This window comes from Vibrio mediterranei (assembly GCF_013364395.1).
GTDB classification, from domain to species: Bacteria; Pseudomonadota; Gammaproteobacteria; order Enterobacterales; family Vibrionaceae; genus Vibrio; species Vibrio mediterranei.
The window spans coordinates 1,259,418-1,275,004 of record NZ_JABXGK010000008.1; the positions used below are offsets into that span (position 1 = coordinate 1,259,418).

General features: G+C 42.7%; 13 protein-coding genes. 2 read left to right on the forward strand and 11 right to left on the reverse strand.

The window, feature by feature from the left end; all coding sequences use genetic code 11:
• Position 1: 1 nt before the first annotated feature.
• Positions 2–2,866 (forward strand): aminomethyl-transferring glycine dehydrogenase, encoded by a 2,865-nt coding sequence (gene gcvP / locus HOP38_RS22730; protein WP_198559063.1) that lies wholly within the window; start codon positions 2–4, stop codon positions 2,864–2,866.
• A 223-nt stretch (positions 2,867–3,089) separates the two neighbouring features.
• Entirely contained in the window at positions 3,090–3,428 is a 339-nt protein-coding gene (locus HOP38_RS22735) for a HopJ type III effector protein (RefSeq protein WP_006069460.1), read from the forward strand.
• 175 nt (positions 3,429–3,603) lie between these two features.
• Here HOP38_RS22735 and tpx read toward each other — a convergent pair whose 3' ends face one another.
• The 11 genes from tpx to HOP38_RS22790 form a co-directional block, all read right to left on the reverse strand.
• A complete protein-coding gene (tpx, locus tag HOP38_RS22740) occupies positions 3,604–4,089 on the reverse strand; it encodes a thiol peroxidase (protein ID WP_198559064.1) in 486 nt (161 codons plus the stop codon).
• Between the two features lie 514 nt (positions 4,090–4,603).
• Positions 4,604–5,338 carry an SDR family NAD(P)-dependent oxidoreductase gene (locus HOP38_RS22745; RefSeq protein ID WP_198559065.1) on the reverse strand — a complete coding sequence of 245 codons (735 nt, stop codon included), beginning with the start codon at positions 5,336–5,338 and terminating at the stop codon, positions 4,604–4,606.
• A gap of 2 nt (positions 5,339–5,340) precedes the next feature.
• Positions 5,341–5,985: a 2-dehydro-3-deoxy-6-phosphogalactonate aldolase gene (locus HOP38_RS22750; protein ID WP_198559066.1), complete on the reverse strand. Its 645-nt coding sequence runs from the start codon at positions 5,983–5,985 to the stop codon at positions 5,341–5,343.
• Positions 5,969–6,883 carry a 2-dehydro-3-deoxygalactonokinase gene (locus HOP38_RS22755; RefSeq protein WP_198559067.1) on the reverse strand — a complete coding sequence of 305 codons (915 nt, stop codon included), beginning with the start codon at positions 6,881–6,883 and terminating at the stop codon, positions 5,969–5,971. The genes HOP38_RS22750 and HOP38_RS22755 overlap by 17 nt, the downstream gene beginning before the upstream one ends.
• 18 nt (positions 6,884–6,901) lie before the next feature.
• Positions 6,902–8,047, reverse strand: coding sequence for a mandelate racemase/muconate lactonizing enzyme family protein (locus tag HOP38_RS22760; RefSeq protein WP_198559068.1), 1,146 nt, complete (start codon positions 8,045–8,047; stop codon positions 6,902–6,904).
• Positions 8,047–9,561, reverse strand: coding sequence for a tripartite tricarboxylate transporter permease (locus HOP38_RS22765; RefSeq protein WP_423250105.1), 1,515 nt, complete (start codon positions 9,559–9,561; stop codon positions 8,047–8,049). Before HOP38_RS22765 ends, HOP38_RS22760 begins: the two co-directional genes overlap by 1 nt.
• A 3-nt stretch (positions 9,562–9,564) precedes the next feature.
• Entirely contained in the window at positions 9,565–10,011 is a 447-nt protein-coding gene (locus HOP38_RS22770; RefSeq protein WP_198559069.1) for a tripartite tricarboxylate transporter TctB family protein, read from the reverse strand.
• Between the two features lie 60 nt (positions 10,012–10,071).
• Complete coding sequence (locus HOP38_RS22775; RefSeq protein WP_031493089.1) at positions 10,072–11,031, reverse strand: Bug family tripartite tricarboxylate transporter substrate binding protein; 960 nt, start codon at positions 11,029–11,031, stop codon at positions 10,072–10,074.
• 150 nt (positions 11,032–11,181) lie between these two features.
• A complete protein-coding gene (locus HOP38_RS22780) occupies positions 11,182–11,898 on the reverse strand; it encodes an IclR family transcriptional regulator (protein ID WP_198559070.1) in 717 nt (238 codons plus the stop codon).
• Positions 11,899–12,370: 472 nt separating this feature from the next.
• Positions 12,371–13,735, reverse strand: a complete 1,365-nt coding sequence (melB, locus tag HOP38_RS22785; RefSeq protein WP_198559071.1) for a melibiose:sodium transporter MelB — start codon at positions 13,733–13,735, stop codon at positions 12,371–12,373.
• A gap of 68 nt (positions 13,736–13,803) precedes the next feature.
• The gene (locus HOP38_RS22790; protein WP_198559072.1) at positions 13,804–15,585 is read right to left on the reverse strand and encodes a glycoside hydrolase family 36 protein; all 1,782 of its coding nucleotides are present in this window, start codon (positions 15,583–15,585) and stop codon (positions 13,804–13,806) included.
• Positions 15,586–15,587 lie beyond the last annotated feature (2 nt).

The following is a 15,587-nucleotide window of genomic DNA, read 5'->3' on the forward strand; positions in this document are numbered from 1 at the left end:
CATGACTGAATTACTTCAAAGCCTAAGCACGCAAAGTGAATTTGTTGCACGCCACAATGGGCCAAACAAATCTGACCAACAAAAGATGCTGGACGCGATTAACGTACTCAACCTAGATACGTTAATTGAAGAGACTGTCCCAGCGCAAATCCGCCTTGAAACGCCAATGACGCTAGACGCTCCAATGAGCGAAGCGGACATGCTGGTTGAAATGAAAAAGTTCGCGGATTTGAACCAAGTTAAACGCACATTCATCGGTCAGGGTTACTACAACACCTTCACGCCAAACGTGATTCTGCGAAATGTTCTGGAAAACCCAGGCTGGTACACAGCCTACACACCTTATCAGCCTGAAATCTCTCAAGGCCGTCTTGAGTCACTTCTAAACTACCAACAAATGGTCATGGACCTAACTGGTATGGAAATCGCTAACGCGTCGCTACTTGATGAAGCAACTGCAGCGGCAGAAGCGATGACCCTATGTAAGCGTGCTGGTAAGAGTAAGAGCAAAGTCTTCTTTGTCGCTGACGATGTACACCCACAAACATTAGAAGTTGTGAAAACTCGTGCAGAGTTCATCGGCTTCGAGGTTCAAGTTGGTTCACTTGAATCACTACCTGAACAAGACGTGTTTGGTGCACTAGTACAGTACCCTGGCACAACAGGCGAAGTTCGCGACCTAACTGACATCATTGCTAAAGCACAAGCAAACAAAACGCTAGTAACGGTAGCCACCGACCTTCTTGCTTCTGCTCTACTTAAGCCTGCGGGTGAAATGGGTGCAGACGTAGTTATCGGTTCTGCACAACGCTTTGGTGTACCGATGGGCTACGGCGGTCCACACGCAGCGTTCATGGCAACAAAAGATAAGCATAAGCGTACTATGCCTGGTCGTGTTATCGGTGTTTCTATCGATACTAACGGCAACCAAGCACTTCGTATGGCAATGCAAACTCGTGAGCAACACATCCGCCGCGAGAAAGCGACATCGAACATCTGTACTGCTCAGGCACTGCTTGCTAACATGGCTGCGTTTTACGCGGTTTACCACGGTGAAGAAGGCCTTAAAACTATCGCTCGCCGTACACACCACATGACAGCTATCCTAGCAGCAGGTCTAACTAAATCTGGTTACGAACTGGCTCACAACAGCTTCTTCGACACCATCACAGTCAACACTGGTGAGAACACAGATAAGCTGCTTCAAAAAGCCGTGGCATCTGACATCAACCTACGTCAACTAGATGGTCAAATCGGTATCAGCTTCGATGAGACAACAACGATTGAAGATATCAACGTCCTATTTGCCGTCTTCGAAGTTAAAGAGAAAGTAGAAACTCTATCTGCTGAAATCGCTGGTAATGAGTTTGCTGCTATTCCAGAGAACTGCCGTCGTACTTCTCGCTACCTAACTCACTCTGTGTTCAACACGCACCACAGCGAAACACAGATGATGCGCTACCTAAAACAGCTTGAGAACAAAGACTTCTCACTGACGCACGGTATGATTCCACTAGGCAGCTGTACCATGAAGCTAAACGCAGCAGCTGAAATGATTCCTGTAACTTGGCCAGAGTTTGGTTCTATTCACCCATTCGCTCCAATTGACCAAGCGGCGGGCTACACAGCCCTAGCGACTGACCTTAAGAAGAAGCTATGTGAAATCACAGGCTACGATGAGTTCTCACTGCAACCTAACTCAGGTGCATCTGGTGAGTACGCAGGTCTGATTGCGATTCAACGCTATCATGAAAGCCGTGGCGAAGGTCACCGTAACGTTTGTTTGATTCCAAGCTCCGCACACGGTACTAACCCAGCGACAGCGTCTATGGTGTCAATGAAAGTGGTAGTAGTGAAGTGTGACGACAACGGTAACATCGACACTGACGACCTAGCTGCGAAGATTGAAAAACATCGCGAAAACCTATCAAGCATTATGATCACCTACCCTTCCACACACGGTGTGTACGAAGAGCATGTGAAAGAAGTGTGCGAAATGGTTCACGAAGCTGGCGGTCAGGTTTATCTAGATGGTGCGAACATGAACGCACAGGTTGGTCTGACTAACCCAGGTTTCATCGGCTCTGATGTTTCTCACCTGAACCTTCATAAAACCTTCTGTATCCCGCACGGTGGTGGCGGTCCAGGCATGGGTCCTATCGGTGTAAAATCACACCTAGCACCTTTCCTTCCAGGCCACATTGAAAATGGTGTTGAAGGTAGCGATTACGCGGTATCCGCAGCAGATCTAGGCAGTGCTTCTATCCTACCAATCTCTTGGGCATACATTGCAATGATGGGTGAGGCGGGCCTGACTGACGCAACTAAAGTCGCGATTCTAAACGCGAACTATGTAATGGAACGTCTACTTCCACACTACCCTGTTCTTTACCGTGGCACTAACGGCCGCGTAGCGCACGAATGTATTATCGACATTCGTCCACTGAAAGACGAAACAGGCATTAGTGAAGAAGACATCGCTAAGCGCCTAATGGACTACGGTTTCCACGCACCAACGATGTCGTTCCCAGTTGCTGGCACGCTAATGGTAGAGCCAACAGAGTCAGAGGACCTTGAAGAGCTAGATCGTTTCTGTGATGCAATGATTGCGATCCGCAACGAAATGACACAAGTTAAAGAAGGGGTTTGGCCACTAGATAACAACCCGCTTGTTAACGCGCCTCACACACAAGTAGACCTATCAAAAGAAGAATGGGATCGCCCGTACTCTCGCGAACTAGGCTGCTTCCCGTCAAGCGCGACTAAGAGCTGGAAATACTGGCCAACGGTTAACCGCGTAGACAACGTGTACGGCGACCGTAACCTAATTTGCTCTTGCCCAAGCATTGATAACTACGAAGACTAGTGTTCTATGCCACAAGTGATACTCAAAAGCGAACCTTAATCGGTTCGCTTTTTTATTTTAAGGACCAATGGGCTGCTTTAAAAGCTCTGCCATCAGGCATACAAACTGCGAAGAACGAACCGTAACTCCCCGTAAACTAGTACTTTTCTATATAGATATCGTCACATTCTGTTGGCTGGGTGTTATAGTAGCGACTCTAAACAAGTATCAAGGATAAAGTAAAATGGATAAATTTCTAAAGCTACTGGCAACTAAGCCTAATGAAGTCACTTTCGAGCAAACAATGCAGGTTATAGACGAACATTTTGACTTTAGCCCAGTAAGCTTTGTAAACGGAGAAACCGAAAATCAGGCAGGACAAAACAATGGCTCTTGTAAGATTTTTGCTTTTGCTCAGATACAAGGATTAGACAAACCATCAACTCTGGCTTGCTTCGGCCAGTTCTATCGTGATGACGTGTTGAAAAATCCAAATGGCAGCGACCATGCCAATATCCGTAACTTTATCCAGCATGGCTGGGATGGCATTCGCTTTGATGGTGTAGCGTTAACGGCCAAGTAACTCTTGCTAAAGATGCAGGCTAAACAGTGACACTACAACAGTAAGCCACGACTCATTAAATCAAAAAGCGCCCCATAGACTGAGGCGCTTTGATTCGATACCTAAAGCTATAAATCAACAGAGTACCAATAAAAAACTAATACTCTTCGCAGCTCGTACTATTTCTTAAGACTTATTATTGAATCGCCGCAATTGCAGCATCGTAATTTGGTTCATTAGTTATCTCAGAAACTAATTCACTGTGAGTCACCACGCCTTCTTTATTCACACATACAATTGCACGAGCCGTCAAACCTCGCAGAGCACCTTCAGGAATCGCCACTCCATAAGTTTCTGCAAAATCTGCACTACGGAAAGTGGACGCATGCTGAACATTATCAATACCTTCAATTTCACAGAATCGACCAGCGGCAAAAGGTAAATCAGCTGAAATACAGATCACCTGCGCAGCTTCTTCATTGAAACGTCTTACACTGTTCGCACACACTGGAGTGTCAATACTTGGGAAGATGTTAAGAATTACGTTTTTACCTGAGAAACTTGATAATTTAAGGTCCGATAAATCAGACGCTGTAAGAGAAAACTCAGGTGCAGAATCACCAGTGACAGGAATAGAACCCGCAATACTTACAGAGTTACCTTGGAAAGTTACTTGTGCCATATTTATACCTTTACTCTCTGTTATGTGAATACATGGATATAACATCTCATTAGCATAACTTGTTCAAGATCAATTTTTCAGATCAGACCTGACACTTCTATACAGACACAGTGCTTTTGATATGCACCTAGCTGTGTTTATTGATTGGTACCGAATTAGCGCCTATCGAGTATGCTCTTACATAAATCGTTTTTCCCTCTAACGTATTTGATTAAAGTATTTTTCTGATGGTATATAAAAGGGAACATTTCTCTAGCTAACATACTATATTTGTGGATGGTAAATATGTATTAACAAGAGTTCGATGATAATTTGATCTGCTACATAATCGACAAATTGAGTTAATGACGCAGCTAAATTAGCAACTAATGAATAACTGGAGACGTGGAAAATCGTTTATCTTTGTCTCCTATCTATCTGGAACAAAGCAGTTAACAAGGATTGAAATAAGTAGACAGGTAAGCTAGAGACTATACTCTAGCTTTAATCACTAAACTAAACACAACATTGAGATTTATCGAGTGTGAAGTCCACCATTCACATCAATCGACTCACCGTTCACAAATGTGTTCTCTACACAAAATTTTATAGCAGAAGCAACATCATAAGCGGTTCCATTTCTTTTTAGTGGATTGTTCTCACGCCATTCTAAAACTTGCTGATTGGTGCTCATCTTTTCATGAAACGGAGTCTCAATGATTCCAGGAGAGACAGAATTAACTCTGATCTCTGGTGCAAGCTCTTTAGCTGCACCTCTGGTAAATGTATCTACCGCTCCTTTTGCCGCTGCGTATAACGTTGTACTAGGGCCGCCAAGTCTTGATGCTATCGAGGTTAAATTCACAATACTAGGGGAGTCTGATTTCTTTAATAGCGGAAGAGCCAGAGAGGTTACTTTAAATAGGCTAAACGTGTTCAAGTTAAAAATCGACTCCATCGTTTGCCAACTAAAGTTATCAATACTTTCTCTTGTCACCATCCCACCCGCATTATTGATCAAGGCATCGAGTTTATCCGTCATGCCAGTCACTTGCTCAAAGAGTCCAATACACCCTTCTTCTGTGCTTAAATTCGCTTTGACGAAGTTAACGCTCTTAGCTTGATAGTCTTGCAATAGAACCGATTGTAAAGTGAAAGCCTCATCAGAAGAGTGGTAATAAGTGAGAATTAAATCGTTGTTTTCAGCGAGCACCTTCGCTGTCTCTGCACCGATTCCTGTACTTGCACCTGTGATTAAATAAGTAGCCATAATTACCCTTCTTTCAAGTTTGCTTCGTTATATGATTTGATAAACATCTGCGCGTTTTGTCTAATTTCTTCATCTGAAAGATCAGGTGAATATAAGGAAGCTCCTAACCCGAAACCATCAATGCCAATATCCAGATATGGCTTCATGCTGTTAACCTCAGGGTTGATGCCGCCAACAGCGAAACAGAGTGTCTCTTTAGGTAAAACAGACTTTAATGCTTTGACTCCACTGTTACCAAGCAATGTGACTGGAAACAGCTTAATGCCACTCGCACCTGCCTCAAGTGCATTAAATGCCTCCGTTGGAGTAACCACACCTGGGTACACCTGACAGCCCGCTTCAATACCCAGTTTGATAACGTCTTCGCTGTAGTTTGGTGTAACAATAAGCTTAGCTCCCGTCGCAATGACTTGCTTGGCAAGTTCGGGCGTCGTTACTGTCCCTGCTCCAATCAAATACTGGTTACCAAATTCTTTTACCATTAGCTCAATGCTTTTTAGCGCATCGGGTGAATTTAGTGGCACTTCAATGGCTTTAAAACCACTATCAATCAGGATGTGACCGACACGAAGCGCGTCTTTAGGTTCTATACCTCGTAAAATCGCAATAAGCGGAACATCTGTTTTTGGATTAAATCGCTGAGTCATTTCCAATTTCCTGTTTTATTAGTAGCATGCCATCAATAAAGCACTCATCGCCGTTAAAGAACTCACTCATTTTATGAGTGGTTTCACACGCAATTTGATAGCGGTTGCATAGTTTTCCATTTCCTACCAAGTAGGTTGATTCGCTGGTAAGCTCTTTCAATTCGCTTCCAATAAGTACTCCCGACAGAAAGTCATCCACTTCTGTCTCATCTATTTGGGCGAATATTTTTCCAGTTCTTGCCTTAAAAATTTGACTCGTCGCACCGCCATTTTGTGCAGACAGCACGCCTTTCACGAATGCAGTATGCGATTGTTTTTGTTCCGGAAGATCTCTCCCAATAATGGTGTGTTCTCTGATCGCCGAAAACAACTCCCCTGTCATAAAGGAATCGAACAACACAAGTTCATCATTTTGAACAACAACATGCTTGCTATGCGTGCCTGGTAAAACCGCTGTAAAAGAGCCACTGCTCAGCTTATTGATAAGGCCGAATACTTGTACTTCCTCCCCTCGCATAACATCAAATTCACCATTACCCGTCTGGTGGCTAATACCTGGAACGATATAGGCCATTGCTCCCCAAGGAAGCGTAAACCGGTACGTTTCGTTCGCCAATTTGCTTACACTCGTAGGGGTGCTGACATAAGGCACATTTACCCATCCGTTAGCACTGCCCACCATACCCGCCATATAGATAGGCAGTTCTTGATAATCTACAATCCAAGCTTTTAGCTCGTGCTCCAGCACATTTGCAAACTCATTGTCGGTAACTTGTTTCAAACCCAATGGTAATTCGATATGCGTATGGACTTTATTTTCATGATTAATTGCAAACGCTCGAAAGTTAGTTGTGCCCCAATCTACAATAAGAAACTCAATATCATTTTTTGATAACATATTGTTAGAACTCACTAATCAATTAATTTTGTATTGCTTGATGATGTCGATATCGACATCCACACCAATACCTGGTTTAGTCGGGATTGTTACCTTTCCATCCGCGTAATGAATACCATCGCAAATAAGAGCCTTTCTAAATGGGTGAGACGACTGGTCAAACTCAAGCATCGGCTCAGTCGGGTTAAGAGATAGTGGATTACATGGAATAGACGCGATGAATTGCAGTGAAGCAGCAATACCTATCCCTGAGCCCCAAACATGAGGAATCAACGTAGTATGGCTAGCTTGTGCCATCGCAGCGATTTTTTTACATTCAGTAAAACCACCGCTTGAACATAAGTCAGGCTGGATGATATCTAGCGAACGCTTTTCAAGCCATGGGCGATAACCCATCTTGCCAAAGACTTGCTCGCCCGCCGCAATGGCCGTCGGTGAACTTGATTTTAATTCTCTGTAACCGTCGATATCTTCTGGAGCAAGCAACTCTTCAAGGAAGTGCAAATTGTACTTTTCAGTTTCATTAATAAGCTTACGCGCCTGAGCAACATTGTAAGCACCGTTGGCGTCAGCCATGATTTTAATGTCATCTCCCACAGTTGCACGCACGGCTTTAATCAGTTTGATGTCTTCTTCAATACCAAAGCCGATTTTTAGTTTAAATGCTTTAAACCCATTCTTAACGTGCAGTTTTGCTTCTACTTGTGAATCTTGTGGGTAATGTCCATCAGCAATGCGGTAGAACCCTGTTGCGTAAGGGGTAACTTCACTTCTAAAGGCACCACCTAGTAATTTATGAATTGGTTTTTTAAGTGACTTACCGATAACATCCCAAAGCGCAATGTCGACACCACTCACGGCATTCACCGTTGCACCACTTTGTCCAAATGGTCGAGAAAGGTTGTACATTTCTTCCCATAGACATTCGACATCGAATGGGTCTCGCCCAATTAGCAAAGGCTTATAGCTATGTTCAATAATTGAAGCGGCTATCATTGGACTTTGTAGCCCATGGCATAGCGATTCACCGTAGCCAATCACACCTTCGTCAGTGATAACCTCAACAATCACCGCACTTCGGTTGCTAGCCCATCCTTGAGAAAAATAAAACGGATTGTCTAATGGAACTGAAATTGCGTGTGGAATTACGTCTATAATTTTCATTAATTTCTCTCAAGGCCATGTGTATTTACGTTGTTATTCTGCTTCTTCAACATTCTTTTTTTAATTATTGGGAATAGGAGGGAAATGATGATAAGAGTGAAGAAAGCCCAACAAATTCCGGTAGATAAAAATGTTGAGTAGTCCCCTCTAGACATCAGTAGTGCTCGTCTGAAGTTACTTTCTGCCATTGGGCCTAAAATCAAACCTAAAATTAGAGGGGAAGCGGATATCTCAAGTTTTTGGAAAAAGTATCCCACTACACCAAAAAACAGCATCACAGCAACATCAAACATATTGTTGTTTAAGGCGTAACTACCCACAAAACACAGCAACATTATGGTTGGTACTAACACTGGTTTAGGGACAGACAGAACCTTCGTGAAAATTCGAACGGAGCTCAAGCCTAAAATGAGCATGAACACGTTAGCAATTAATAAACCTATAAAAATGGCGTAGACCGTTGATGCATCATTTTGGAATAGTAACGGGCCAGGCTGAATACCTTGAACCGTCAAAGAACCAATCATAATTGCTGCAACAGCATCCCCTGGAACGCCAAGACATAACATCGGGATGAGCGCTCCCCCCGTCACGCCATTGTTTGCCGCTTCTGGAGCAGACACACCTTCTGGTGATCCGTTTCCAAATTCTTCGGGCTTTTTAGAAATGCTTTTTGCTTGTCCATAGGCGATGAATGACGCGATGTCAGCGCCAACACCTGGAATGGTTCCGATAAACGCACCCAAGCTACCAAATGGAACACCATTTTTAAAAATGACCTTCCAATCTGAACTTTTTGGGATCACGCGTCTAATTTTTCCTGTCGCTTTACTTTTAACACCAATTTCTTCGACACCAATAAATGCCTGAGACATTGCAAACAGTCCAATCATGACTGGTATGAAATTAATGCCTGAATATAAGTTAATGTTATCAAAAGTAAAACGCATATTACCCGTAATATCATCAAGACCTATCGTGGCGATGAACATACCGATAAAGCCACTGATCAAACCCAAGAAAATGGATTTACCTGATATTGAAGAAATAATGCATAGGCCAAATACGGCCAGCATAAAAAATTCTGGAGCACTGAACTTCAGCGCAAAATCAGCTAATACTGGTGCGATCAAAATTAGGAAAATGCAGCTAATTAAACCACCAATGAAAGAACTGAACGTGGAGATTCCAAGTGCTCGACCAGCCTCGCCCCGCGACGCCATTTTATAGCCATCAAGAGCGGTCGCAGCTGATGCTGGTGTTCCAGGGGTATTGAGCAGTATTGCTGCTAATGAGCCACCATAAACTGCACCAACATACACACCAATCAACAAAAGAATACTTGGAACAGCGTCCATTCCAAACGTTAACGGCAGTACAAGTGCAACACCCATTGTAGTTGTTAGTCCCGGTAAGCAACCAATACACATGCCACCTGCAACGCCTACTAGAAGATATAAAATGACATTTGGCTGTAACACCAAATCTAATGCTTCAATTAACACGTTATATATTCCTTAAAACAGTATTCCAAACCGGAATGGGACATTGAGTGCGTAGTTAAACACGCCGTACACCATGCCAACGATGGCAATTGAAAATAACATTCGCTTAATTAGTGGCATATTGCTAAACCAAGTAAATAATCCGAACATCAAAACTAACGACGTCACTACAAAACCAATCACATTCATAAGAACTAAATAGCCAACAAGAATACCCATTGTTATATATACTCTTATATTATCGCTATTAAGTATCTCTAATGGTTCACTCTCTGATTTTCTAAGTGTTTTAAAAAACAAAATACAACCTGATATCAATATTGCACAGGAAATAATAACTGGCCATACCGCAGGGCCAGGGACACCTCTACGAGAGCCTGGTAATTCGTTCGATAGATATAAAGCCACAATAGAGAATAAAACAAAAATTAAAGCTGAAATTAAATGAGCTTTACGCATAATTATCGCCCCAAGATTTGTGAAGCTTATTCGTTATAAAATAAGCTTCACAGGTATTGCTTAGTTAAGCTCTAGTTTAGTAATGAGTTCTTTGAAGAAAATGTCTTCACGTTCTAGTTTTTTCGCAAACTCGTCAGATTTAATGATTTCAATATCATTGTTTGTGTTTGCCATAAAGGTTTTGAACGTGTCTGTTTCAACTGCTTCTAAAATGGCATCCGTTAAGAAATCAACCGTTGATTGTGGCGTACCTTTAGGAACCATGAAACCGCGCCAAGTACCAATCTCTACGTCGTAACCCAATTCTTTTGCAGTAGGAACATTTGGTGCATCTTTTAAACGATTAGGTGCTAGAACAGCGAGTGACCGCAATGCGCCCGCTTCTACTTGTGATGCCACTTCTGCATAAGATACTGACACCGCGTCTAAGTGTTTACCAAGTAAAGCAGTGATTGCTGCAGAGGAGCCTTTATAAGGGATATGCGTAAATTGTGTACCTGCTTTTACCTCTAAGCCCGCACCAGCGAGATGCCAAATACTGCCTGTTCCAGAGTTGCCAAACAGTAGATTGTTGTCCTTCGAGTCTTTGATAAGGTCTTCCAGCGTTTCATACGGAGAATCAGCAGGTACCGTAATCGCTGCGTAGCCAGAGTTTACAATTGCAAGAGGGGTTAATTTCGTGTAGTCCAGGTTTGACCCGTAGCCTTGGTGCGGAAGCATCACAAGCTCAGGCGCAACCATGCCGATCGTTTTGCCATCAGGTTTACTATTTTGAGCATAAGACATACCAATAGCGCCAGCGCCACCTGTACGGTTTTCTGCTGCAATACCTTCTGGAAACTTATCTTTAAGCGCTTCTACAAGGGCACGGCTTACACTATCTGAACCTCCACCCGCTGAATATGGAACAATCACTTTTACCGGTGAATCTGGATACGTTGAAGTCGCGCCTACAGTAGTTGCAATTGATGCGCTCGCAATAACAGCAGACATCAATACATTTTTGAAGAGTTTATTCATTATCATAACCTTATTATGGTAGGGGGGAAGCTTCTTTGGCTTCATGAGTAATTTATATTGAGGTGCTTAATTAGTTTATGACATTAAATATTCATTCAAATTAATTAAACGGCCCATTATGTAATTAACACGAATAGTGTTAATTAATTCTTAATTTATTTGCTCTGAAATTTTTTCACTGTAACTTTGAATTATAGGGATAAGTTCATTCATTCTCTGATCATCCATATAGTCTTTAATACTTGTCACTGAGATTGCTGCAATAATATTACCGGTTTTATTCCTAATAGGTGCAGCAACACAACGAACGAAATCTTCATTGTCTTCTAAGTCGAAGCTATAACCACCGTGAGAATAAGATTCCATTCGACGAATCATCTCTTCCTTTTTATCGGGAATTTGTTCGCTAATCAAACGATGACATTCCGTTTTAGGCATGTCTATCATTAATGACTTACCAATTCCCGTGACTGCAATTGGAAGTCGATCTCCAATTTTAGAGCGTAATTGAATAGTTCTATTCCCAGGGATTTTGTCTAGATAAAATATCTGATCTTCATCTTTTATACCTAAGTGAACCGTATCATTCGTTAGGTTTTTTAACTCTTCTAGAAACGGTCTCGCTATATGTTTCAAAGGCATTGATTGCGTTGCAATATTGCCTAAAGTGATGAGCTTCGTGCCTAAAGTGAATCCAATACCTTTAACATCACGAATGAGATGCTGAGAAATCAGTGTTTGAAGCATTCTATGAACAGTAGTGGTCGGTATCTCCACTCTTTCAGAGATTGCTTTTAGATTTCGATCCCCCATTGCAACCGCATCAATAATACTAATCGCTTTGACGATAGACTGATTCTGGCTCATTACTACTCTTCTAATCAAATTGTCAGTAAAGCTAATATAGTGTTTTACGAATGTTGTAGTTGTGATCACAACCTCAATTCCACTTTGTGAGATTCAATTTCCACATAGTGGAATATAATGACTTGCCGACAACAATCTTTAATAGATAAGTGTGCAATCGAGCATTTAAAAACGTTCTCGCTTAGCGTTGTGTATTTAATTGGAGTGAAATCCATGTTCAGATTTTAAAGGGAGTGTAAGACGCGACTGACTTCATAATGCTAATTTGGCACATTATTGGGAGTTTGCAGTGGTACGCTGAATTCGGCCACATAGTCAAACACTTAGGAGGGGGGCGTTCATATGATTCAGTGGGCGTTGTCAGTAGGTTCCTGCCTTCGCAGGAATGACAGTATTTGGGCTGGAGCATTTATCGGTCAGTAGTGCCACCCGTCCTATCGGCATAAGGCGGCACTTTTACTCAGTATAGTCTTTACGCGTATTTAGCTCTGAGGTCATCTTGCAATTTATCGAGGTTTTCACCGTTTAGCTTATAGAACTTTGAATAGATGAAGAAGCCAAGGGCACATAGTACCGCAGGAGATAAATATAGGAATTGTAAACCCGTTAACGCCTCAGTCGTTTGAACTTCGTTAGGGACAAAGTTAATTGCGGCTAGCCCCAACCCGATAAGAGAGCCCGTAAGAGCACCAGAGCATTTAGAAATTAATGTATGAGCAGAGTACGATACACTTTCAGCACGAATACCAATGGTTTTATCTCCATAATCGACTGTATCCGCAACCATTATCAGAATGATTAGCCAATAGACCGCTCCAGAGACACCTCCGAATACACCAGAAAGCCCGATAAGCAGATTCGACTCTGGTGCGTAATTCCCAGCAAACCATAGAGAAACAGCGGCGAGTACTGGAAAAACCAATGAAGCAGAGAACAGAGCTTGGCGACCAACGGCTTTGACGATAGGTTTGAAGAAAAGTAGAGTACCAACTCCTGCAATACCGCCACAGGCAGAGGCGACAGCTAGCTTTGTCGCATCACCTAGCACATACGTATAAAAGTACAATGTGTAGCCGCCCATAAGAGCAGTACCGACGTTGTAACAAAGCGCAATAGCTAATAGCCAAAGAAACTGTTTATTTTTAAGTATCAACGAGAAAGCTTGCTTTAAGTTGAAGTTCTTTGAAGCAGCTTCATCCTCTTCAAAGGATTCTTCTACCCATTTGCAGGTAATCAAAGCGCTAATGATAGCCAACACTCCAGCACACACGGCGAACAGCATATAGCCGCGCCCATCATCACCCGCACCAAAAAACATCACCGCATAAACAGCTACCCCCTGCACAGTATAACTTGCAGCAGTCGCGAATACTCTTGGATAAGGCATTAACCCTTCTCTTTCATCTTTATTCAGAGTGATCTTAGGGACTAATGACCAGAAAGGTGCATCTAACATCGTGTAGGTCATACCCCAACCTACATAGGTAAACACTACCCACCACAGTTGCGCGTTTCCTTCAAAAAGATGAGCGGCGAAAATGCCCACTAAGAAGACGGCATTCAATACGTTCCCGACAAGAATCCAAGGCTTGTATTTACCCCATCGAGTATTTGTCTTAGCAACTATATAACCCAGTATTGGGTCGTTGATGGTGTCCCATACCCTAGCAAGTAGAAACATACCTGCTAGGAATATCGGGGAGAGACCGGCGACGTCTGTGTAGTAAATCATGATAAAGATGTTTACTAACACCAAACCAAAATCCTTTCCAAAGCCACCTAAACCAAACGACCATTTGGTTTGATTACTCACCTTACCTGTAATCACGTTATTCATTATCACTCCTTAGAAATGCTTGCAATTTGGACTAAGCCTGACTGTAGGGTTATCAGGCTTTAAATCGATTAGACGCTAATTTTCATATAACCTGAGATTGGCTGCGCGAGCTCAGTAAGACCCACTTTCAGCTCCATTGTCTTGTGTTCTAATTGTTTCCCCAGGCAATCAAAAGTACTAACGGATACTGATTTCTCGCTCAAGCTTCTAAGAATGACTCTTTCGTTCATAGAGCCATTGACGATGGTAATATCGGTAATACCATCATGAAGGACCTCAACAGGTGTATCAGAGAAGACAGCGACTACCTTTTGATGATCCAATGAAGACTCGACGATCGGATACTGCATTTCTGGGTTGCAAGTTTTAATCTTGCCTTTCATTAAAATATCTTTATGTCTTACCCAAAAACCAAGCCAGTGCTTAACCATCGTTAAGTGAGAGTCTGATAGTTTTCGCATGTTGGGAGAGATTTGAGGCACCGCAAATAGGGAGTTAATAAAGTGTAAGCTAGCACTTTCGACTGTGTCCTCAGGTGACCAAGTAAACATATCGGAGTGAACGGAAGTACTACCCGAAAAAGCTCTCAAATCAACAATGCCCATTCGATTCCCAATAGGATCATTTGGACAATCATGAACCCTAAACAAGTTGCCATACTTTCGGATCATCGAACCGATATATCTCTGCCTAAACTCAATCATTATATTAGGGTTTAGAGCTTCCAGAGTTCGGCGAACATCGACCATCAGCATGTCTACTGCTTCTGGAAGAGATTCTGTGTCTCTTTTTGGGTCTGGCGACAAAGCACTACCTTGCGCATTTGTCATGTCAAACTCGTCAATGAAATCCAGCTTTAAACCGTCAAGATTGTATTCACGTACTACTCGACTGAATGTTTCCACTAGATAATCTCGAACCTGTGGGTAGCGCGGATCAAGCGTCCCAGTTTCATTCTGTTCACTATAGAACAATAAATAGTCTTCAAATTCGTTCCATCTCTCGCACCCCTTCCCCATAAACGGTACGCTGAGCCACAACATATATTTCATGCCCATACCCTGAACATTGCGTACATGCTGGGCAAAATCTGGAAATCTCGATGTTGCTACCTGCCAATCACCGCAGTATTTATAACCTCGATTGTTGTCATCCGTCTGCCAACCATCGTCGAGGATAATTGTTTTACACCCTGCCGATACGGCCATCTCGCACTGCGCTTCAATTTCCTGCTGAGAAAGATCTTGATGGAATGCATACCATGTTGAATAAACTGGTTCCAAGGCTGCTTCAGGAACTTGCATTTGCTCGCCACCAAGTAGCTTTTCGTGCCACAAAGCCATAGATTCAATCGCGTCAAATACTGGTATGTCTCTTGTGTCTAAGCGAAGCGTTCCTCGGTAAGAGGTTAGCTCTTCATTCGATTGACTAAACAGACGAAGTCTAATTCTGCCAACATTTTCTTCCTCGTATGCTCCCGCATGAACGTTAACGATGTTTTTGCAATCCGAAAATGCAAAAGCCAAGCGGCTTTGGCTACGTTGAGAGTAAAAACACCCTACCGGAGCGACATGGCTAATATGACTTGAGTAGTATGGCCACCATTCTGGGATACCCTTGTTACGCAATGCTTTGGGGTTACCGTGAGGGCACGGCGTCCAGAGGCTGTGCATGTCAATAAAGGGAAAATGGACGTCTACGGTTACTTCAGGGAACCTAGTGGGTTCTTTTGCTGAAACCTCAATATCTAAAAACACAACCTCCTCATCAAAACGAGGAGTTGCAGTTACCTCTACAGCATTTGTATCGAGACAAGTTGCTTCAAACGTCAAATAATCTACTAGCTTCATTA